Consider the following 20988-nt stretch of genomic DNA (forward strand, 5'->3'; position numbering starts at 1 on the left):
TTGGTGACTTCAATCCGAGCACTCATCGAGACAATGTCCTTATCCATGCGTTCACACTATGGCTTCGCGCTCACGATACGTGAGGCACGACCTGAGCTACGCGCTCAATATCAATAAGGTACGTCGCATCCTGTCTCAGTCGCTAGAGCGCGGTAGAATAAGGCCTTATGGCGACTGAAACTTCCCCAGCACGGTCGTCGAAGACCTCCAGCTCTTCGTCGAAGAAGAACGCAGGTGCCGATGAGACCGTGCATTTAGCGTACGAAACCACCGACCCGACCAGTCCGTGGGTTGTCCGGGTGCTACGCGGGTTCTGGATGATGTTTGCCACCCCAATCGGCGCCGGTGTGCGCAAAATCGGGCCCGACCGCCACATCCCGCCCCAAGATCGTCGCGACGGCACCGGCTTCTTCTTAGTACTCGTGGCCACGATCATTGCCTCGGTGGAATGGTGGGGCTTACGCGATGTGCCCGGGTACGGTCACATCGTCCATGGCGTGGCCGCCGGAACCTTCGGATGGATGGCTTTGTTTCTCCCAGTGGCCCTGGTCATCCTCGCCGTGCGACTCTTCCGGTACCCGGAAGCTGACCGGGCCAACGGACGGATCTCGATCGGACTGGTGATCATGATGATCTGCGGTGCCGGTATCGCACAGTTGGCGTTTTCCAACCCGCCGGTTGCCGGCTCGCTTCAGGAAATGCTCAGTTCCGGAGGAGTACTGGGCTTTATTGTTACCGACCCACTGGTCTCACTGATCACCCCGGTCCCCGTGTGGGTGCTGATGATCGTGCTGTTGGTCTTTGGCCTGCTGGTGTTGACCGCCACCCCAGTCGGGAAGATTCCCGCCCGCATCGTGGGCATGTATCAGTGGCTGACCGGACAGGACCCGTCTGAACACAGCGAGGAACCACAGGACTATCGTCGCGAATCTGGACACGATCAGTCTTACCTGTACCAACACGACGCTGTCGGGCAGCCCGGCGAGCCGAAGAAGCCACGCCGGGCCTCAGGTGGGCTGTTGCGCTTCTGGCGACGGTCCCGCAACAACCGGGCTGACGACGGGGAGCTCACCGATAACGACGCGGACCACCTCGATCGTCAGTCCGCCGGTCAGCAGGCCTACGCCACTGCGGTGCTCGACGATCACCCGAATCATCCCGATACGACGGAATCTCTCGGATCGGATGGGGCCGGCCGCGAGTCGAAGAAGTCCGCAAAGCGCACGAAAGACCAAGCCACCGAAGTGATCGACTTCGGTGATCTCTTCGACGAGGCATCCACCGAGCCTGACGAAACCGGCGACACCGAGGCACTGGACGATGACCCCTCAGCCGATCAGGCGGTGGACCAGGACGCCACCCAGCCGATCGACACGACGATTCCGGCCGGGGTGAAACGCCCTACCGCCGATGAACAGAAGTTGCAGCAAGCCCGTCGAGCAGCAGGACTCGTCGCGGATGACAGCGACCAGCCGCCCCAACACTCGGTGCCCTCAACGAAGGTCTCTCAAGCACCGCAACTGCCACCACTTCCAGCCCGGTCAGAACAACTCCACCTGGACGGCGATGTCACCTACACGTTGCCCTCGCTCGAGTTGCTACCACCCGGACCTCCGGCCAAAGATCGCACCGAAGCAAACGACCACATCGTGGCAGCACTGAACTCGACCTTCGAACAGTTCAAAGTCGACGCCGAGGTCACCGGCTTCTCTCGTGGCCCGACGGTGACCCGCTACGAGATTGAAGTGGCACCGGGGACCAAGGTCGAGAAAGTCACCGGTCTGGAGAAAAATATCGCCTACGCGGTGGCCTCGCCCGAGGTACGCATGCTCAGCCCGATCCCGGGCAAATCGGCGATCGGTGTGGAAATTCCTAACCGGGACAAAGAAGTTGTCGCCCTGGGGGATGTGTTGCGCTCTAATGCAGCGCGCAAATCCGATCACCCGATGGTCATGGGCGTGGGCAAGGACGTTGAAGGTGGGTTCGTGATGGCCAACCTGGCCAAGATGCCCCATATGCTTGTTGCCGGTGCCACCGGCGCCGGTAAGTCCTCCTTCGTTAACTCGATGATCACCTCAATCCTGATGCATTCGACCCCGGACGAGGTCCGGATGATCATGGTCGACCCCAAGCGTGTGGAGCTGACCGCCTACGAGGGCGTACCCCACCTGGTGACACCGATTATTACCTCCCCGAAGAAAGCCGCCGAAGCTCTGCAGTGGGTCGTGCAAGAAATGGACACCCGCTACGACGACCTAGCCGCCTTCGGGTACAAGCACATCGACGACTTCAATAACGCTGTGCGCGCCGGAAAAGTGACCCTGCCACCGGATTCGAAGCGCAAGCTCAAGCCCTACCCTTACCTGTTGGTGATCGTTGACGAGCTTGCTGATTTGATGATGGTCGCCCCGCGCGATGTCGAAGACGCGATTGTGCGCATCACCCAGTTGGCTCGTGCTGCCGGTATTCACCTGGTGCTGGCCACCCAGCGGCCCTCGGTGGACGTGGTCACCGGTCTGATCAAAGCCAATATCCCCTCCCGGTTGGCGTTTGCGACCTCCTCGGTCACCGACTCCCGAGTGGTGCTCGACCAGCCCGGCGCAGAGAAACTGCTCGGCCAAGGTGACGCGTTGTTCTTGCCGATGGGCAAGTCCAAACCGATGCGTGTCCAGGGCGCCTGGGTCAACGAATCCGAAATTCACGCCGTGGTGGACCACGTCAAGTCGCAAATGACCGCCCAATACCGAGACGATGTCATCCCGGACAAGCCGCAGAAACAGATCGACGAGGATATTGGAGACGATCTGGAAGACCTGCTGCAAGCCGTCGAGCTGGTCGTCACCTCCCAGTTCGGATCCACCTCCATGTTGCAACGTAAGCTCCGGGTGGGCTTCGCTCGGGCCGGGCGGCTGATGGACTTGATGGAGTCCCGCGGGGTGGTCGGGCCCTCGGAAGGATCCAAGGCCCGTGATGTGCTGGTCAAACCCGATGATCTGGCCGATGTGATCGCCACCATCAAGGGCGAGACCCCGCCTTCGGCCCAGACTGAGACCACGGAACACGCCGAGACGGACTCAGCCCTCGATACTGACTCGAGGACAACCAGCACCGCCTATGATTCGCCCGTGCATACCGACTATGCGGACTACGACGATCTGGGTGAGGCTGACACAACGAATGAGGACGCATGGCAACTGACGGGGCGTTAAACACCAAGCAGGTCTGGAACCTGCCGAATATCCTCACCATGGTTCGCATCGTGCTGGTGCCACTGTTGATGTGGTTCCTGATCGCCGGCGGAGCGTATGGTGTCGAATCGGGAGTGTACCGCTGGTTGGCCTTGGTGGTCTTTGCCGTGGCGATGTACACCGATAAACTCGACGGCGATATCGCTCGAGCCCGCGGGATCGTCACCGACTTCGGCAAGATCGCCGACCCGATCGCAGACAAGCTTCTGACCGGAGTGGCTTTTATCGTCTTGTCCGCGCTCGGGGAGCTGTGGTGGTGGGTTACCATCGTTATCCTGGTGCGGGAGTGGGGCATCACGCTGATGCGTCTGGCCCTAGTCCGAGTCCAAGTCATGCCCGCCTCACGCGGTGGCAAAATCAAGACCGTGTTCCAAACCGCGGGCCTCATCGTCCTGTTGGCCCCGCTGGTTGATCTGGTCGGACTGTGGTGGCTCTACCTTGGCTGGGGTCTCGTCCTGATCGCCATGGCCATCACCGTGATCACCGGCATCGACTACGTGATCAAAGCCATTCAGCTACGTGGTACGACCCCCGAAAAAGATCAGGCGAGCTCCTAATGCACCAAACACCCCTGCACGCGCTGGTTCACACCCTGACTGACCGTGGCCTAACGGTGGCTACTGCAGAGTCTCTGACTGCCGGTTTGCTTGCTGCCCGTATCGCTGACATTCCCGGCGCCTCAGCGATACTCAACGGGGGAGTGGTCTGCTACCAGAATAAGATTAAACAGCGCGTGCTCGGGGTTGACGCCCACCTACTCAGTACCCGGGGAGCCGTGGACCCGGTTACCGCAGAACAGATGGCTCGGGGCGCCCAGAGAGTCTGCGACAGCGACATTGGTATATCCACGACCGGAGTAGCTGGCCCGGAGCCGCACCAGGGCAAAGACGTCGGCACCGTATACATCGGCCTGTGCATTGCCGATCACGTTTCCCAACACGTTGAACTGCATCTGCAAGGAGATCGAGCACAGATCCGGCACCAAACCGTCGAGGCCGCCATCAAAGAGCTCTGCGCAGTCGTTGACTAAGCGGTGAGCGGGCGAACAGTTGAGTGATCTAGACTCAACTCTTCCCAGCTTTACTTCAGGTTGCTCCCGTAGACTACATCACGGCGCCAGAGGATGCGGGAGAAATCGTTCCGAGCGATCGGGAACAAAATCCACGCATCATGAGTTGTTCATAATAGAACACAGGTCGCTAGTCCTTGTTGTCCTCAGAACTAGCAGAATTCCTAAGCGGCAGAGGAGAAACGCCACAGATGATGAAAGAACCAGTCGTAGTCAACGGAATTACCCGTTGGGTTAACGCAGGCGATCCAGGCCGAGAAGAACAAGACGCTACCGAGTACGCAGTACCGGTTCTTCGTGAGGAAATCGGAGAGGTGCTCCGCGATATTCGTCAGCGGCAAGGACGCACTCTCCGCGAAGTCTCCCACGATGCACGAGTCTCACTTGGCTATTTGTCCGAAGTGGAACGCGGACAAAAGGAGGCCTCCAGTGAATTGCTCGCCGCAATCTGTGAAGCCCTCGACGTCCCGTTCTCCGGTATGTTGCGGGAAGTTGCCGATCGTATCGCCGTGGCCGAAGTGGGACACGTACCCGATACCGTTCCAGAAGAAATGACCCACCGCTTCCAGCGGGGAGTCGCGCAGCCGAACCAGTCGGCTACGGGACCTCGCGGTTACATGGCTGGAACCCACTAATACACACTCCAGGGTTGCCTGGATACACCGTAAATTAGTAAATTAAAGGAGCAGCCGCCGATTCTCTCCACGAGTCGGTGGCTGCGATGTTGTCAAGGAGAGTCACAGCTGGTGAGAGTCTCAGAGTTCTGGCGTTTAGCCACCGAAGAATTCGGTGACACCACCGCACGCGTCATCGTAGATTCCCTCATACTCCCTAGTCTTCATGTCACTGCCCAGCAGGCCCTGGATCGAGGTGTGGAGCCAAAACGCGTTTGGCACGACCTCTGCGACTTACATCAGATCCCTGAATCTCGTCGACTGGGCCGAGACATCCCGACGAAAGACAATCCCGACGTCATCTAGTGACGAGTCACTGGCACCGCGAGTGGTTCAGACGTTCTATAAAATCGCGGACAAACAGCCCACTTTGTACAACACGCCTGCCAATGTTCGAAATAGTGTTCTAATTCCCGTACAGTGGAGCTAGAACAAGGGAGTATTCGTCGGTGCGATAGTTTTCCACACGCTGTCCTTGAGGCTTATCGCGTCCGTGACGGATCCCTAGACTTTTGGGTGCATCGGGACCGTGCTAAGCGGTTCAACGTTGCGGTCTACCTTCCCTCGTGACAAGGAGTACAACCATGGCAGCAACCTCCAGCAAAGGCAATAAAGGAACAGATCGAGACAAGGCGCTCGAAGCGGCCCTGGCACAGATCGACAAAAATTACGGAAAGGGCTCCATTATGCGCCTGGGCGACGAAGCCCGGGCTCCTATTGAAGTCGTAAAAACCGGTTCTGTCGCTCTCGACGTTGCTCTTGGTATTGGTGGTTTCCCGCGGGGTCGTGTTGTCGAGGTCTACGGTCCAGAGTCTTCCGGTAAAACCACTGTGGCATTACACGCTGTGGCCAATGCGCAACGTAACGGTGGCGTGGCTGCATTCATCGACGCGGAGCACGCACTCGATCCTGAGTACGCTGCCAAACTCGGCGTTGACACTGATTCGTTGCTGGTGTCTCAGCCCGACACCGGTGAACAAGCGCTGGAAATCATGGACATGCTCGTCGGATCCGGCGCACTCGATATCGTCGTTGTCGACTCGGTGGCGGCATTGGTGCCTCGAGCAGAAATCGAAGGCGAAATGGGAGACTCTCATGTGGGCCTGCAGGCTCGCTTGATGTCGCAGGCCCTGCGCAAGATCACCGGTCGCCTCGCTCAGTCAAAAACCACAGCAATCTTCATCAACCAGCTACGCGAAAAAGTTGGGGTGTTCTTTGGCAGTCCGGAAACCACCACCGGCGGTAAGGCACTGAAATTCTACGCTTCCGTGCGCGTGGATGTACGTCGCATCGAGACGTTGAAAGAAGCTGGTAATCCGGTCGGCAACCGTACTCGGGCGAAAATCGTGAAGAATAAGATGGCTCCGCCGTTTAAACAAGCGGAATTCGACATTCTCTACGGCCAAGGTATCTCCCGCGAAGGAGACATTCTGGACCTGGGCGTCCAAGAAAACATCATTCGCAAATCCGGAGCATGGTTTACCTACGAGGGTGACCAGCTGGGCCAAGGCAAGGAAAATGCGCGCCGATTCCTCAAGGACAACCCAGATTTGGCCAATGAACTCGAAGAACGGATCAAGAAGGCCATGGGCATCATTGCCGAGGACGAGGAGATTGAAGACTCCGGTCTGAGTGTGGTCGAAGATACTGGAGCCTGATGAGTCAACCTCACGACCGTCCCGAGGTCCTCGCGCGCTTAAGGGAGCAGATCGAACAACTCGAGTCGAGCGATGAACCTCGGCGCGGGATGCACGACGATCCGTCACAATACTCGGCTACCGACGGTGTAGCTCCCTGGGTGCCCGTTGGCGAGGACCAGGCACAACGAGCCCGTCAGATCCTCTTGCGCACCCTGTCGGCGACTCCGAAAACCAGGAAACAACTGGCAGATAAGCTCGCGTCCCAGGAGATCCCCGCTGACGTTGCCGAAAAGGTTTTGGACCGGTTTGAAGAAGTTCAACTCATCGACGATGCTGCCTTCGCCCGGTCCTGGGTCGAATCACGGCAACGTTCAAAGGGATTGGCCAAAACAGCCCTGGCACGTGAGCTACACGACAAAGGCATTGTCGGGGAAACAGCTGAACAGGCACTCGAACTCATCGACGATGACCAGCAATACCAACGTGGCGTTGAGCTCGTAGAGCGTAAACTGGCGCGCAAGTCTGTCCCCGGGACAACAATTGCTGAGGACCGTCGCGAACGCGATAAACTAGTTCGACGCATGGTGGGGATGCTCGGTCGCAAAGGCTATGCACCCTCCATGGCCTTTAGCATTGTTAAACGGGTGCTAGAGGAGAAAGAAACTGACTCCTAGCCTCATGAGCGAGTATTACTGTGACTCTGACTTCCCAGCTCATCGCCGATCAGGCTGATTCGACCACGCGCTCGTACGAAGTGCGGACTTTCGGATGCCAAATGAACGTTCACGATTCTGAACGTATCTCCGGGCTTCTGGAAGACCACGGCTACGTTCCCGCCAGCAGGGACGAACAAGCTGACCTGGTGGTATTCAACACGTGCGCGGTGCGGGAAAACGCCGATAATAAACTCTACGGAAACCTTGGGAACCTCCGCGCCGTCAAAGAAGCGCACCCCGGCATGCAGATTGCCGTCGGTGGTTGTCTTGCCCAAAAGGATCAGAACACAATTGTGGAGAAAGCTCCCTGGGTCGATGTGGTGTTCGGTACCCATAACATCGGCTCGTTGCCGACACTACTGGAGCGGTCGCGTCATAACCAAGAAGCCGAGGTCGAGTTACTTGAGTCCTTGGAAGTCTTCCCCTCCACCTTGCCCACCAAACGCGACTCCACCTATTCAGGTTGGGTTTCCATTTCGGTGGGATGCAACAACACCTGCACCTTCTGCATTGTTCCCCAGCTTCGAGGCAAAGAAAAAGACCGCCGACCCGGTGATATTCTGGCTGAAGTTCAGGCCCTTGTCGACGCCGGTGCCGTTGAGGTGACCCTGCTGGGCCAGAACGTCAACACCTACGGTGTAGAGTTCCGGGATCGGGGAGCATTCGCAAAACTCTTGCGCGCCTGCGGAGAAATTGATGGGCTGGAACGAGTGCGCTTTACGAGCCCGCATCCGGCATCGTTCACCGATGATGTCATCGATGCCATGGCTGAAACCCCGAACGTGATGCCACAGTTGCACATGCCACTGCAATCCGGTTCCGACCGGATCCTGAAATCGATGCGACGGTCCTACCGCACGAAGAAGTTTCTGGGCATTTTGGACAAGGTACGCACGCGAATTCCTCACGCGGCGATCACCACTGACATCATTGTTGGCTTCCCCGGCGAGACCGAACAAGATTTCCAGGACACCTTAGATGTTGTGAGATCCTCACGGTTTTCCTCGGCCTTTACTTTTCAGTACTCCATCCGGCCCGGAACGCCTGCCGGTGAGATGCCAGATCAAATTCCTGCCGATGTGGTCCAAGAACGGTTCGAACGTCTCGTGGCATTGCAAGATCAAATTTCTGCCGAAGAATCCGCCACATTGCTAGGCACCACACAAGAAGTCTTGGTCACCAATGACACCGGTTCCAAAGGCGCCACGACCGGTCGTCTCAGCGGGCGGGCTCCAGATAATCGTCTGATTCACTTCTCGGTTCCGGCTGGGGCAACCCCGCCACGTCCCGGTGACTTTGTGACTGTGCCAATCACTGAAACTCACCCCTACTTCCTGATTGCTGACCCCCAGCCTGAGGACTACCAGTTACGGCGGTCTCGTGCCGGGGATGCATGGGATCTGGCGCAGGCCGATAGCTGTGGCGCTAATGCCGGTGGCTCCTCCACAGGTTCCGGAGTAAACCTGGGGATGCCAACCATTCGCGTGGGTGGCTAAAGGTCACTGTAGCTATGCCAGAACCGGTTGTTGCGATTGTCGGTCCGACGGCCACTGGAAAATCGGACCTGGCCTTAGACCTTGCTGTCGAATACTCTGAGGGTCCCGGGCCAGGGGCGGAGATTATCAATGCCGATTCGATGCAGTTTTACCCCGGCATGGATATCGGGACGGCTAAGGTTCCAGAGGCATCACGTCGTGGCATTGTGCATCACCTGATCGATATCCTCCCGCTTCATGCAGAAGCCTCCGTGGCCGAATTCCAGATCGGGGCGCGACGAGCCATCGAGACGATCCGGGCGGAACAGCCCGACGGCTCCGCCATGCCCATCTTGGTCGGTGGATCCGGGCTGTATGTGCGAGCAGCGCTGGACGACTTGGAATTTCCGCCGACAGACCCTGACCTCAGAGCACGGTTGACCCAAGAAGCTGAGGTGGTCGGAATCCAGGTGATGACCGAACGCCTGCGGTCGGTGGACCCGGACTCCGCCGCGCGACTAGACGATGACCGGCGCATTATTCGCGCCCTGGAAGTCCATGAGCTCACCGGCAGACCCTTTAGCTCCTACATGCCCCAACGTCGCTATGCCGCGGGGATCCCGCCGGTGGTTCAGATTGGATTAAGGCTGAACCGGGTCCGGTTGCACCAACGGATTCGTGACCGGGTCCACGCCATGCTTGAACAAGGATGGCTGGAAGAAGTCCAACGGCTGGTAGCACAGGGTATCACCGACTCACCCACAGCATCCCGAGCTATCGGCTACCGCCAGCTTTTGGAGGTGTTGGAAGGACGGTTGCCTCTCGACGAGGCTGTCGAGAAAATCGTGATTGCCACCCGACAATTCGCCAAACGACAAGAAACGTGGTTTTCGGCCGACCCACGCGTGCACTGGATCAACGCCGACGCCCCGGACCGGCTACAGCAGGCCCACAAACTCATTGCCGTCGCACAGCAAAGGACCTGATCATCATGAACACCTCCCCGGCGTCACTGGGAGAGCTTTTGGGCCTGAAGGCCACGCGTTTCCAGAAACTCATGAGCGGATCCCTGGATTGGTTAGTCACGATCGGGCCCGAGCTGGCCCCCATGGACCCCGATACCATCCGTGTGCTCACCCACCGCACCAAGGGGATCGGAGCAGCCGGAGTGGTGGGTCTTGCAGATCGTGATGATCACTGGGAGGTCATCGGTTATGCCGCCGATGGACAGCAACTCGACGATCCCACCGAGGCCTTGCGCGTGGCAGCGGAGGTGATCACCGCTCATGGTGGCCAATCCACTCCGAGAGGTCTCACCCTGACCTGTCACCAAGGACCACGGCCTGGATCATATCAGCTGGACTCGCCCCAACCAGGCTGGTGGTCGGTGCGCACCCCTGACTGGAGTTTCGCTGATCCCGAGCAAGCCAGATCCCACGCGGTTGACGCCTTGGTGAAATGCGCGGGCCTACCGGATCCGCGACCGGGGCTAAGCATCCAATCCCACAACAGACGGTTCGTCATTGTGGCCCTGGGATCAGAAGAAGAGTTCGAGGCGGCCTCCACCCAGTCACTGCCCGGCATTGAACCACCGACCCAAGAAGATCCGGTGGTGGGGCTGGTGCTGATGGCCGACCCGGTCGTCTCCAACGGGAAGGGCCAGTTGCGACTGAAACTCTCGCAACGACCCTCAGATATGCACACCGGGGCCACAGCGGCTGCAGCCGCCACAACCGCGGTGAAAACGTGGGCCCATTTACCCCACGAGATGCCTTGGCGAGTGCTAGCCGCCGGGACCGAATACTCCGTGCACTGCGCAACAGCCCCCGAAGGTAGTAACGGCCTGGACGTAGCCACCCCGGTCACCTGGCTCTTTGACGCGGTGCTGTAGGGTTACTGCGCGCGATGAATGTGCAAAATCCGGAATCCCTTGACCGTGGCGTGACGCTGTGCGGTAAATTCTCCGGGCCCATGGTTCTGAAGCATCGTTGCAATCCAGGGCAACAGTGAATCCGCGCCGAGCTTCTTGGCCACCACCAGCCACGCGTGCCCGCCGGGACGCAAACGCGGTAACCACCGTTGCAAAATTTCGTGCAACACTGCTTTACCCACGCGGATCGGAGGATTGGACCAGATCAGATCAAATCCAGGTTCGGGATCCAGCTCGTCCGGGGCCCAGACGCTGATCTGCTCCAGACCCAATGCTCGGGCATTCTCCACGGTCAACTCCCGGGCGCGCTCATTGACCTCCACTGCACAAACCTCGGCCTCGGGGGACAACAGCGCCATGGACAAGGCTAGTGGCCCCCAGCCGCTGCCGATATCGAGAAAACGTCCAGTCGGCGGGGGAGCGGGCACCGTATCGAGTAGAACGCGCGTGCCACGGTCCAATTCGTCGTGGGAGAACACGCCGGCAGCTGAAAAAACCTCGCGCTCGGCCCCAGCCAACGGCACGGTGATGCGGTGTCGACGCTGGTCACCGGCCGGAGTCGCGGAAAAATAATGTGCTGAGTCCACGGTCTCTCAGTGTAGCGGTAGGGGCTAAATGTGACAGAATAGAAGAATTACGCATCCCCGGGATGCTTGATGACGAGAACCCCAAGGAGACCATGACCGATTCCGATCGGAACACCACCACCGCTCAGCACGGCAAGGATGCCGCCCAGCGGATGATCGAGCGCATTCTCGCGCACGAAAATCAACAGACAGAAGTCAGCCATGACCCGCAGCCAGACAACGCGCGCTGGGACGGCGGGACCGCTCAAGCGTTGCATCAGGGCGAGACCACTCACACGGACTTTGATGGCGATCAATTTGACCTCGAAGAACGTCGCGCACTACGGCGTGTGACTGGGCTGTCGACCGAACTGGAAGATATTACCGAGGTCGAATATCGTCAAGTTCGGCTCGAGCAAGTGGTGCTGGCCGGACTGTGGACCGAGGGAACCGCGGCTGAGGCGGAGTATTCGCTACGAGAACTCGCCGCCCTAGCTGAGACTGCTGGCTCCACGGTGCTTGATGGCCTGATCCAACGCCGCCACGCCCAGGACCCAGCAACCTTTCTCGGCAAAGGCAAGGCCCAAGAACTGGCGACAGTCGTGGCTGAAACCGGTGCCGATACCGTAGTGATCGACTCCGAGCTGGCCCCGTCACAGCGCCGGGCGCTCGAGGATGTCGTCGGGGTTAAGGTCATTGACCGCACCGCACTGATTTTGGATATTTTCGCCCAACACGCCAAGTCCAAGGAAGGTAAAGCCCAGGTCGAACTTGCCCAACTCGAATACCTCCTCCCGCGTCTTCGCGGTTGGGGCGAGTCGATGTCCCGGCAGGCCGGTGGTCGTGCCGCATCCGGTGAAGGGATCGGCTCCCGTGGTCCCGGTGAAACCAAGATCGAGTTGGACCGTCGCCGCATTCGCGACCGGATGGCTAAACTACGGCGTGAAATCAAAGCCATGAAACCTGCCCGGGACACCAAGCGTGCCCGCCGGCAAGCCCGCCGGGTGCCCTCAGTGGCCATCGCCGGCTACACCAATGCTGGTAAATCCTCCTTGCTCAACCGACTCACCCGCGCCGGTGTTCTGGTCGAAAATGCCCTGTTTGCAACCCTAGACCCCACCGTACGGCAGGCCGAAACTCCCGATGGCATCGGCTACACCCTCTCAGACACCGTCGGGTTTGTCCGGCAATTACCCACCCAACTGGTGGAGGCCTTCCGATCGACGCTGGAAGAAGTCGCCGACGCGGACCTGATGCTACACGTGGTGGATGCTTCTCACCCGGACCCGTTTGGTCAGATTGAGGCAGTCCGCACGGTTCTGAACGACACCGAGGTCGCCGGCGTGGACGAGCAGATCGTGTTCAACAAAGCAGATCTGGCTGATCCTCTCGTTTTAGCAGAGTTGACTCGCAAATATCCCGACGCCATGGTGGTCTCAGCTGCCACCGGCGAAGGGATTGATCAATTGCAACACCGCATCGCCGCACGCATCCCGCGTCCCAACGTCGAATTGAATCTGGTCGTTCCCTACACCGATGGCGCAGTCGTCTCCCGGCTACATTCGCCCGATACTGAAATTCTGCACGAGTCCTATCAGGAAGATGGCACCGCGCTTCGGGTGCTGGTTCGCCCCGAAGATGTGGAGGATTTGCGGGACTATGTCCACGACTAACCGGCTCGATACCCAGCCCGTCACGCAGGCCGACCATCAGGTCATTGACTGGCTGCACCATGTCGTTGAATCTCTGGGAGGTACGCGGCGGGTCGGTCAAGAAGCTATGGCTCTGGCCGTCTCACGAGCCCTGGAAAACCAACGCCACCTGCTGGTGCAGGCCGGTACCGGCACCGGGAAATCACTGGCATATCTGATCCCGGCTCTTCAACGCGCCCAGACCAGTGACCGGCCGGTGATTATTGCCACGGCGACGTTGGCTCTGCAGGCCCAGATTGTAGCCAAAGATGGCCCTCGGGCCGTCGAGGCACTCGCTAAGCACACCGAGAGCACACCCAAAGTGGCCTTGTTGAAAGGTCGGGCCAACTACCTGTGCAAGAACCGTCTGCACGGGGGGCTGGCCAGCGAAATGAGCACGCCTCCTTTGGTGGATGAGACCCAATTCGCGGCCGCCGGTGCCATGGCGGAGACGTCTTCTCGACTCGGGACCGAGGTGATGCGTCTGCGCGAATGGGCTGAGACAACCGACACCGGTGATCGCGATGAACTGACCCCGGGTGTCTCCGACGACGCGTGGTGTCAAGTATCTGTCACCGCACGTGAATGCATCGGCTCGTCGTGCCCGTTCGTTGAAGAGTGTTTTTCCGAGCTTGCTCGTCACGAAGCCGAAGAAGCCGACATTGTGGTCACCAACCACGCTATGCTGGCCATTGCCGCCTTCGAAGGGATTCAGGTGCTTCCCTCCTCAGAAGCCGTCATCATCGATGAGGGCCACGAGTTTGTCGACCGGGTCACATCGGCGGTGACCGGGCAACTCTCGGCATCGCTGATTACCTCGGTGGCGAACAGCGCTCAGCGGGATGCAGGATTGAGCGTCACCGACCTGAAAGCTGCGGCCTCCAGCGTTGAGGATGCCTTTATCAACGCCGAGTCCGGTCTGCTCACACCTGGCCTCAACCAGGTTCAAGAACTGGCCATCGAATCGGTCCGGAGTGCCACGCGCACTCTGCTCAGCGAGCTGAAAGACTCTAACACCGCGTCCAGTTCGGCACAATCCGCTGACGAGACCGCATCCCAGGCGCATCTCGTCCGGGCGCGACTCCAAGAGATCTTGGACGTCTGTGAGCGCATCCTCGACCAACCGACTGAGGAAGATTCTGTCCCGTGGGTGGTCTGGGCCACCAGACCTCAACAATTTACCCCGGGCACCGGGTGGCACCCGATTGACGAACACGTAGCACCCACCCTGTATGTGGCCCCGCTATCAGTCGCTGGCACACTGCGTCATCACCTCCTAGAAGAGAAGACTTGCGTGCTGACCTCAGCCACGCTGAGCATCGGGGGACGATTCGACGAAGTCGCCGGAGACCTGGGTCTAGCAGGGACAGGGGCTCCCCCCTACACCACGTTGGATGTCGGCAGTCCGTTCAACTACCCGAGCCAAGGTATTCTGTATGCGGCCAAAGATCTGCCCGCTCCGTCGTTCAGCCTGGCAGAGCGGACCGCGGACCGTCTCGAATCATTGCTCCGGGCTTCACAGGGTGGCGCACTGTGTTTGTTCTCCTCCCGACGGGCCGCCGAAGACGCCGCTGCGGAAATGCGCCAACGCCTCGGCGATAAGTTCCCTATTTCATGCCAAGGCGAGGCCACACTGTCCAGTCTCGTGACCGAGTTTGCTGCCGATGAGCAGCTGAGCCTCTTCGGCACGCTGTCGCTGTGGCAGGGCATTGACGTTCCGGGGCGGTCATTACGTTTGGTCACTATCGATCGCATCCCCTTCCCACGTCCTAACGACCCGCTGACCCGGGCCAGGACACAGTGGGTCGTCCAGCACGGGGGTAACGGGTTCATGAAGGTCTCGGCTACACACGCGGCCGTACGTTTAGCTCAGGGCGTCGGCCGGCTGATTCGTTCCACCCAGGACAAAGGTGTGGTAGCCATTCTCGACCCTCGGATCGTCACCGCCCGATATGGTTCCTTCCTGCTGAAATCCCTTCCTGATTTTTATCGAACTGTTGACGAGGAACTTGTCACACATGCCCTGAATCGGCTGGCAAATCTGGCATAAAGCGGTCAGACCTGAGATGTTGTGTGTAAGGGTCTGCCCATGTGCCATGCCGGAACCGATCCCGGAGTCGCAGATGGTGGGGCCTCATCACATCACTACCGGGTAGAAAGGGGGACACATCATGTCATCTGGTACGCCGCAATCGGGACATACCGGTGTCGAACAGTCCGACAAAAAATCCCAACGGCGCCAACGCGACGAGGAAGTAGCCCGCGAAGAAACCAGAATCGTTCGGAGCAATCTCTACGAAGCGCTCCAAGCACGCAACGATGACTCGATTCTGGCGCACTTGAGTATGAAACCCCTCTGGTTCGTGCTCGCCTTCGTGGCTATGGGCGTAGTGTTGTTCATGCCGACTCCCGATGGGCTCTCCATCGCCGGGCAACGAGCACTGGCGATCTTGGTGTTCGCGGTGATCATGTGGGTCACCGAAGCCGTCTCCTACCCGGTCAGCTCCGTGATGATTCTCGGACTGATCGCTTTACTGATCGGTTTCTCACCAGAGTTAGACCCCGAGACCGGGGCGGAGCTGGAGGAGCTCTACGGCACTGGTGGTGGCTTAAGTTTTGGGCTTCACGGCTTTTCTACCTCCGCCTTGGCCCTGGTGGCCGCCGCCCTCGCGCTGGCTGCCGCCATGCAAGCAACCGGGCTACACAAACGCCTGGCGTTCTATATCCTGAAGTTTGCTGGTGAAAAAGTCAGCCACATCCTCGTTGGGGCGATCGTCATCTCGATCATCTTGGCATTCTTCGTCCCCTCCGCGACCGCTCGTGCCGGTGCGGTCGTACCGATTCTGATCGGCATGGTGGTGGCCTTTGGACTGCCGGTGCAGTCCAAACTCGGTGCTTTGCTGATCATCACCGCCGCCAATGCGGTCTCGATTTGGAACGTCGGCATCAAGACCGCAGCCGCCCAGAACCAGGTAGCTGTTGGATTCATCGAAGGAGAATACGGTGCAACGATCTCATGGCCGGAATGGTTCGCCTACGCCGCCCCGTGGTCCGTGCTGATGTCCGTGGCGTTGTACTTTGTGATGCGCTGGGTCATCAAACCCGAAACCAAAGAACTCTCCGGCGGGAAGAAAGTCGTTGCCGACGGTCTGAACGAGATGGGCAAGATGACCGGTCGCGAGATTCGACTGACCATCATTGCCGTGGTGATGTTGGCGCTATGGGCTACTGAAGGAGTCATTCACGACCTCGACTCCTCGACGATTACCATCCTAGGTATTGCGATCATGCTGATCCCGCGGGTCGGCGTGATCTCCTGGAAATCACTGGAAAAAATGGTCAACTGGGGGACCCTGGTGGTCTTTGCTATCGGTATTTCCTTGGGGAACCTGTTGCTCCAGACCAATGCAGCCGCCTGGCTGTCGGATGCGATTTTCTCCCATATCGGACTGGCAGAAATGCCATTGTTGGCCACGATCGCCCTCGTAGCAGCCTTCAATATCTTGATTCATCTGGGGTTCGCCTCGGCTACTGCACTGGCCTCGGCCCTGATCCCGGTCTTCATTGCACTGGCCGGTTCGATCCCCGGGCTACCGAACGAAGGTCTTGGTTTTGTGCTGATTCAGCAGTTCGTGATCAGCTTCGGCTTCATCCTGCCCATCTCGGCACCACAGAACATGTTGGCCTACGGTACCGGCGCGTTTACCTCGAAACAGTTCATCAAGGCCGGTATCCCGTTGACCATCGTGGGCTACCTGCTGATTCTGCTATTCTCGGCCACCTATTGGCAGTGGATCGGGCTGATTTAGGTCTTCCGCTAGAGCCAGCCGCCCCGATAATAAGGACAAACCATCGCAGGTGCGACAGAACCCGTTGGTGGTCCTGTCGCACCTGCGATGGTCAAGCGGTGGTTCGGCTGATACAGGCTATACCGAGCGCAAGACCGAGACGACTTTGCCCATAATGGTGGCGTGATCACCGAGGATGGGTTCATAGTTGGTGTTTTGAGGCAGCAACCAGGTGTGACCATCCCGTTGCCGGAAAGTCTTGACAGTGGCTTCGTCGTCGAGCAAGGCAGCGACAATTTCGCCGTTATCGGCGGTATTCTGTTGGCGGATCACGACCCAATCGCCGTCACAAATCGCAGCGTCAATCATGGAGTCACCGCGCACCTTGAGCATGAACAATTCACCCTCGCCCGTGAGCTGTTTCGGAAGCATCATGTAGTCTTCGACCTGCTGGTCGGCAAGAATCGGCCCACCGGCAGCAATACGGCCCACTAGTGGCACCGCCACGGCTTCGGCTGGTCCCATATTCATGCGAGTATGCAGGGCCATCATTTCCGCGGCATTCATCGGAACTTCTGGAGCCATGTCGTGCTCATTGTCGGTGTCAGTTATCAGATAGCCGTACTCATCTCTGAGGACTTCGATACCGCGTGGAATGTGCGGATCGCGTCGGATATAGCCATACTCGGTCAACTTCTTCAGTTGATAAGTCACCGAGGACAATGACTGTAGATGGCACCCGGTACCAATCTCTCGCATTGACGGCGGGTAGCCCCTCTCGGTGATGGATGCCCGCAAAAAGTTCAGTACCTGGCGCTGGCGCCCACTGAGTTTTGGAACGTGCTCCGCTGGGGTCGTGGACTCAGCAGAGTCCATTTGCTCGCTCATCTAGGTCCTCCGTTCTAAAAATGTCCGTGCCCTCTGATGAACTAGCACCATGAGCCTCGAACGGATTTTTCCGATAACTGGTGGCCGTTGCTGAAATTCTATCGGATTACCGAACAGATTCATAGTTGTGTTCGAGAGATTCATTGCATCGTTCGAACAAGCATGTTAGAAAAGATGTACTAGCAATTGTGTCGGCAAGAACACGTGGATTCGTACTGATTTTGCACGATGAGATAGGGAAGATCATGACTATCGCTAACCATGCTTCAACCTCGGTGAATGCCATGTCGCTGACTCGTCGCGGGCGTCTGGTCTTCCGCGCTGTCCCTCTGGCTGTGGTTGGTACACTGCTTGTGGGTTTCTTCGCGATGGTGCTGTTTGGTTGGGGTAACCCCTCAGCCGAGGCAAGCCACCAGTCCCATCAAGCCGGTATGGTGACGCTGACTGTCGGGTATGGCGACACGCTGTGGTCTATTGCCGGTGAGATTGCTCCGGAAGAGCCCCGTGCCGATGTGGTCACCCGTATTGCGGAACTCAATGACTTGGAAACCTCCGATATCGCGGTGGGAGATAAGCTGTTTGTCCCGCGTTATCAGTAAGGCTCAGGGCCGGCTAAGCTGGAGGGGTGGATTCTCAGAAAAGCTTCGACCCCACAGCCCTGCAGCGCTTACCTTTACGAGACGCGCTACGCGGTCAGTCTCCCTACGGAGCCCCTCAAATTGAGGTTCCCTACGCGTTGAACACCAACGAAAACACTCACCCTGTCCCGCCGGCGGTAGTGGATGCAATTGGGAAAGCAACGCTTCAGGCTGCGACAACGCTGAATCGTTACCCGGACCGGGAATTCACGGAACTTCGAGAACAGCTGGCGCAGTATCTCGGACACGGTCTGAGCCGGGAACATCTGTGGGCTGCAAATGGCTCCAACGAGATTCTTCAGCAAATACTGCAAGCTTTCGGCGGGCCGGGGCGAAGTGTGCTAAGTTTTCCGCCCACGTATTCGATGTATCCTCTGTTGGCGTTGGGAACTGAGACAGCGTACGTCTCTGGCGTCAGAGCCGAGGACTTCACGCTCAGCCCTGAATCAGCTGCCCAACAAGTACGTGAAACACGACCGAACCTGGTCTTGTTGTGTTCGCCTAATAATCCCACCGGCACCGCGCTAGGTCTTGACGTGGTAAAGGCTGTGTATGAGGTGGCGTCCGAGATTAATGCCCTGGTGGTCGTTGACGAGGCCTACGCGGAATTTGCGCTGGAGGGCACCGCATCCGCACTGAGTTTGCTTCCGTCCCGTCCGTTGCTGATCGTGACGCGGACCATGTCGAAGGCCTTTGCCCTTGCCGGGGCTCGCCTGGGCTACTTAGCCGCGGCGCCAGAAATCACCGATGCTTTGCGTCTGGTGCGTCTGCCGTACCACCTCTCGGCAACGACACAGGCCACCGCATTAGCAGCCCTGGCCCACCGGGAAGCCTTGCTGGAAAACGTGGAAGCCATTCGAACTCAGCGTGATCGTATTGTGGCGGACTTGACCGAGATGGGCCTGAAGCCGCATACTTCTGACTCGAATTTTGTGTTCTTTGGGTGGCTCGAAGATGCTCGCGCGGTGTGGCAGAGCTTGCTTGATCGTGGAGTCTTGGTGCGCGATGTCGGGATCGCGCACCATCTGCGCGTCACTGCGGGGACGGAAGAAGAAACCTCGGCATTCCTCAAAGCTCTCAGAGACATCGTCACCCATACGGACGAGCTCCCGCTGTAGAGTGAGCAGTGTTAAGCACTAGTCCAACCGGGAAATCCAGGAAGGCCACGATCCCTTGGGTGCAGAACTACTTTCGGGCCGTCGTGCCAGCATGACACGCACGACCTCTGAGTCCAACGTGTATGTCGAAGCAGATCTAGACGGTACCGGTCAATCGCAGATTTCCACGTCGGTGCCTTTCTATGACCACATGCTTACTGCGGTTTCGAAGCATTCGTTGATAGATCTGACTGTGACCGCTAGTGGCGATACACATATTGACGTCCACCATGTGGTCGAGGATGTTGCGATTACCTTGGGCGAGGTGTTAAAAACTGCTTTAGGGGATAAATCCGGAATTCGTCGTTTTGGTGATGCCCTGGTTCCGCTCGACGAGTCTCTAGCCCGGGCAGTAGTGGATTTGTCAGGACGGCCCTACGTTGTCCACACTGGTGAGCCAGCAGGGCAGGAATATCACCTGATTGGTGGACACTTCACCGGATCGATGACTCGCCACGTTTTCGAATCCATTGCCCACCACGGTGCCCTGTGCCTGCATATGGATCTCATTCGAGGCCGTGACCCTCACCATATTGTGGAAGCGCAGTTCAAAGCGTTCGCCCGTGCGCTCCGGACAGCCGTCGAGCCCGACCCTCGGATGCAGGGCACGATTCCCTCCACTAAAGGGGCCCTATGAGCCAGCAGGGTCGCGCCACAACTGTGCAGAAGAAAACGGTCGCCGTGCTGGACTACGGCTCGGGGAACATCCACTCCGCCGTTCATGCCTTGCGTCGGCTTGGCGCCAAGGTCGAGGTCACCGCTGACGCCGAACAGGTCCTGAACGCTGATGGCCTTGTCGTCCCCGGGGTGGGATCCTTCGATGCCGTCGCCAACGGCCTGCGCGCCATCGAAGCGATGCGATGGATCGGGCGCCGGATCGCTGGCGGGCGAGCTGTGTTGGGGATCTGTGTGGGCCACCAGATTCTGTTCGAAACCGGTGTTGAACATGGAATTACTACCGAGGGTATGGGGGAGTGGCCCGGCACCGTTGAGAAGCTACCTGCCGAGGTGTTGCCCCACATGGGATGGTCTGAAATTCGGGCTCCCGAGAACTCGGTGCTTTTCGCTGGTCTGCATCGGGAACGATTCTATTTTGTGCATTCCTATGCCGTACGACGCTGGGAGTTCGACCAGAACTCCCAACACATGCGACCACCGCAAGTCACCTGGGCACACCACGGGAGTGATTTCATCGCTGCCATTGAGAACGGCCCACTATCCGGTACCCAGTTTCACCCGGAGAAATCTGGTGATGCAGGAATGCAGTTGCTCAACAACTGGATTGGAACGCTTTAATGCCGGTATGGTCAACATTGTTGATCGCGCTGGGAGGGATTCTGCTGGGCGGATCGTGGTCATCGTATCGGCAGAAATTTCCCCTCTGGGTCACGGTCAGTTTCGTGGTGGTGGGCATCATGGCTATTCTCGCCGGATTCCTGACTGTTCCCGCTGTTGAATGATCGCCCGAACCCAGCACCTTCGCGCCCAACACCCCACAACAAGGAAAA

General features: G+C 58.5%; 20 protein-coding genes. 18 read left to right on the forward strand and 2 right to left on the reverse strand.

The genetic code is table 11. From position 1 onward, the window contains the following. Positions 1-167: 167 nt before the first annotated feature. From DCC25_RS10955 to DCC25_RS11000, 10 genes are all read left to right on the forward strand, one after another. Positions 168-3209 (forward strand): DNA translocase FtsK, encoded by a 3042-nt coding sequence (locus tag DCC25_RS10955; protein ID WP_110101715.1) that lies wholly within the window; start codon positions 168-170, stop codon positions 3207-3209. Then, on the forward strand, positions 3188-3805 hold the full coding sequence (pgsA, locus tag DCC25_RS10960; protein ID WP_110101729.1) for a CDP-diacylglycerol--glycerol-3-phosphate 3-phosphatidyltransferase: 618 nt from the start codon (positions 3188-3190) through the stop codon (positions 3803-3805). The genes DCC25_RS10955 and pgsA overlap by 22 nt, the downstream gene beginning before the upstream one ends. Next, a complete protein-coding gene (locus DCC25_RS10965; RefSeq protein WP_110101716.1) occupies positions 3805-4278 on the forward strand; it encodes a CinA family protein in 474 nt (157 codons plus the stop codon). The genes pgsA and DCC25_RS10965 overlap by 1 nt, the downstream gene beginning before the upstream one ends. 230 nt (positions 4279-4508) lie before the next feature. After that, complete coding sequence (locus tag DCC25_RS10970; protein WP_110101717.1) at positions 4509-4952, forward strand: helix-turn-helix domain-containing protein; 444 nt, start codon at positions 4509-4511, stop codon at positions 4950-4952. A gap of 111 nt (positions 4953-5063) precedes the next feature. Then, positions 5064-5297, forward strand: a complete 234-nt coding sequence (locus tag DCC25_RS10975) for a DUF3046 domain-containing protein (RefSeq protein ID WP_110099574.1) — start codon at positions 5064-5066, stop codon at positions 5295-5297. Between the two features lie 278 nt (positions 5298-5575). After that, positions 5576-6649 (forward strand): recombinase RecA, encoded by a 1074-nt coding sequence (gene recA / locus DCC25_RS10980; RefSeq protein ID WP_110101718.1) that lies wholly within the window; start codon positions 5576-5578, stop codon positions 6647-6649. Next, on the forward strand, positions 6649-7305 hold the full coding sequence (locus tag DCC25_RS10985; RefSeq protein ID WP_233242792.1) for a regulatory protein RecX: 657 nt from the start codon (positions 6649-6651) through the stop codon (positions 7303-7305). The genes recA and DCC25_RS10985 overlap by 1 nt, the downstream gene beginning before the upstream one ends. A 20-nt stretch (positions 7306-7325) precedes the next feature. Then, entirely contained in the window at positions 7326-8843 is a 1518-nt protein-coding gene (gene miaB / locus DCC25_RS10990) for a tRNA (N6-isopentenyl adenosine(37)-C2)-methylthiotransferase MiaB (protein ID WP_110099572.1), read from the forward strand. A 14-nt stretch (positions 8844-8857) separates the two neighbouring features. Next, entirely contained in the window at positions 8858-9808 is a 951-nt protein-coding gene (gene miaA / locus DCC25_RS10995) for a tRNA (adenosine(37)-N6)-dimethylallyltransferase MiaA (protein ID WP_110101719.1), read from the forward strand. Positions 9809-9813: 5 nt separating this feature from the next. Then, on the forward strand, positions 9814-10713 hold the full coding sequence (locus tag DCC25_RS11000) for a hypothetical protein (protein ID WP_110099570.1): 900 nt from the start codon (positions 9814-9816) through the stop codon (positions 10711-10713). A gap of 2 nt (positions 10714-10715) precedes the next feature. Here the strand turns inward: DCC25_RS11000 and DCC25_RS11005 are convergent, their stop codons facing one another. After that, positions 10716-11339 (reverse strand): class I SAM-dependent methyltransferase, encoded by a 624-nt coding sequence (locus DCC25_RS11005; protein WP_110099569.1) that lies wholly within the window; start codon positions 11337-11339, stop codon positions 10716-10718. Between the two features lie 92 nt (positions 11340-11431). Here DCC25_RS11005 and hflX point away from each other — a divergent pair, with 92 nt between their 5' ends. The 3 genes from hflX to DCC25_RS11020 all read left to right on the forward strand — a co-directional run bounded on the left by hflX (position 11432) and on the right by DCC25_RS11020 (position 16818). After that, on the forward strand, positions 11432-12991 hold the full coding sequence (hflX, locus tag DCC25_RS11010; protein WP_110101731.1) for a GTPase HflX: 1560 nt from the start codon (positions 11432-11434) through the stop codon (positions 12989-12991). Continuing rightward, positions 12978-15059, forward strand: a complete 2082-nt coding sequence (locus DCC25_RS11015) for an ATP-dependent DNA helicase (protein ID WP_110101720.1) — start codon at positions 12978-12980, stop codon at positions 15057-15059. Before hflX ends, DCC25_RS11015 begins: the two co-directional genes overlap by 14 nt. 121 nt (positions 15060-15180) lie before the next feature. Then, positions 15181-16818 (forward strand): DASS family sodium-coupled anion symporter, encoded by a 1638-nt coding sequence (locus tag DCC25_RS11020; RefSeq protein WP_110101721.1) that lies wholly within the window; start codon positions 15181-15183, stop codon positions 16816-16818. 117 nt (positions 16819-16935) lie between these two features. Here the strand turns inward: DCC25_RS11020 and lexA are convergent, their stop codons facing one another. Then, positions 16936-17685 carry a transcriptional repressor LexA gene (gene lexA / locus DCC25_RS11025; protein WP_233242791.1) on the reverse strand — a complete coding sequence of 250 codons (750 nt, stop codon included), beginning with the start codon at positions 17683-17685 and terminating at the stop codon, positions 16936-16938. Between the two features lie 245 nt (positions 17686-17930). Between lexA and DCC25_RS11030 the strand changes: the two genes are divergently transcribed. The 5 genes from DCC25_RS11030 (at position 17931) to DCC25_RS11480 (ending at position 20940) form a co-directional block, all read left to right on the forward strand. After that, positions 17931-18284, forward strand: a complete 354-nt coding sequence (locus DCC25_RS11030) for a LysM peptidoglycan-binding domain-containing protein (RefSeq protein WP_110099565.1) — start codon at positions 17931-17933, stop codon at positions 18282-18284. A gap of 26 nt (positions 18285-18310) precedes the next feature. Further along, positions 18311-19441 (forward strand): histidinol-phosphate transaminase, encoded by a 1131-nt coding sequence (locus tag DCC25_RS11035; RefSeq protein WP_233488082.1) that lies wholly within the window; start codon positions 18311-18313, stop codon positions 19439-19441. 91 nt (positions 19442-19532) lie between these two features. Next, positions 19533-20117, forward strand: coding sequence for an imidazoleglycerol-phosphate dehydratase HisB (hisB, locus tag DCC25_RS11040; protein WP_180342530.1), 585 nt, complete (start codon positions 19533-19535; stop codon positions 20115-20117). Then, a complete protein-coding gene (hisH, locus tag DCC25_RS11045) occupies positions 20114-20776 on the forward strand; it encodes an imidazole glycerol phosphate synthase subunit HisH (protein WP_110099563.1) in 663 nt (220 codons plus the stop codon). The genes hisB and hisH overlap by 4 nt, the downstream gene beginning before the upstream one ends. Further along, positions 20776-20940: a hypothetical protein gene (locus DCC25_RS11480; protein WP_166769923.1), complete on the forward strand. Its 165-nt coding sequence runs from the start codon at positions 20776-20778 to the stop codon at positions 20938-20940. The genes hisH and DCC25_RS11480 overlap by 1 nt, the downstream gene beginning before the upstream one ends. Positions 20941-20988 lie beyond the last annotated feature (48 nt).

This window comes from Auritidibacter sp. NML120636 (assembly GCF_003185945.1).
In the GTDB taxonomy this organism is placed as follows: Bacteria; Actinomycetota; Actinomycetes; order Actinomycetales; family Micrococcaceae; genus Auritidibacter; species Auritidibacter ignavus.

Coding starts and splice junctions, on each gene's coding strand:
- hisB (WP_180342530.1), top strand. CDS start 19,533: ATGACACGCACGACCTCTGAGTCCAACGTGTATGTCGAAGCAGATCTA.
- DCC25_RS11015 (WP_110101720.1), top strand. CDS start 12,978: ATGTCCACGACTAACCGGCTCGATACCCAGCCCGTCACGCAGGCCGAC.
- DCC25_RS11030 (WP_110099565.1), top strand. CDS start 17,931: ATGACTATCGCTAACCATGCTTCAACCTCGGTGAATGCCATGTCGCTG.
- recA (WP_110101718.1), top strand. CDS start 5,576: ATGGCAGCAACCTCCAGCAAAGGCAATAAAGGAACAGATCGAGACAAG.
- miaA (WP_110101719.1), top strand. CDS start 8,858: ATGCCAGAACCGGTTGTTGCGATTGTCGGTCCGACGGCCACTGGAAAA.
- DCC25_RS11020 (WP_110101721.1), top strand. CDS start 15,181: ATGTCATCTGGTACGCCGCAATCGGGACATACCGGTGTCGAACAGTCC.
- pgsA (WP_110101729.1), top strand. CDS start 3,188: ATGGCAACTGACGGGGCGTTAAACACCAAGCAGGTCTGGAACCTGCCG.
- DCC25_RS10970 (WP_110101717.1), top strand. CDS start 4,509: ATGATGAAAGAACCAGTCGTAGTCAACGGAATTACCCGTTGGGTTAAC.
- hisH (WP_110099563.1), top strand. CDS start 20,114: ATGAGCCAGCAGGGTCGCGCCACAACTGTGCAGAAGAAAACGGTCGCC.
- hflX (WP_110101731.1), top strand. CDS start 11,432: ATGACCGATTCCGATCGGAACACCACCACCGCTCAGCACGGCAAGGAT.
- DCC25_RS10985 (WP_233242792.1), top strand. CDS start 6,649: ATGAGTCAACCTCACGACCGTCCCGAGGTCCTCGCGCGCTTAAGGGAG.
- lexA (WP_233242791.1), bottom strand. CDS start 17,685: ATGAGCGAGCAAATGGACTCTGCTGAGTCCACGACCCCAGCGGAGCAC.
- DCC25_RS10965 (WP_110101716.1), top strand. CDS start 3,805: ATGCACCAAACACCCCTGCACGCGCTGGTTCACACCCTGACTGACCGT.
- DCC25_RS10955 (WP_110101715.1), top strand. CDS start 168: ATGGCGACTGAAACTTCCCCAGCACGGTCGTCGAAGACCTCCAGCTCT.
- DCC25_RS11000 (WP_110099570.1), top strand. CDS start 9,814: ATGAACACCTCCCCGGCGTCACTGGGAGAGCTTTTGGGCCTGAAGGCC.
- DCC25_RS11480 (WP_166769923.1), top strand. CDS start 20,776: ATGCCGGTATGGTCAACATTGTTGATCGCGCTGGGAGGGATTCTGCTG.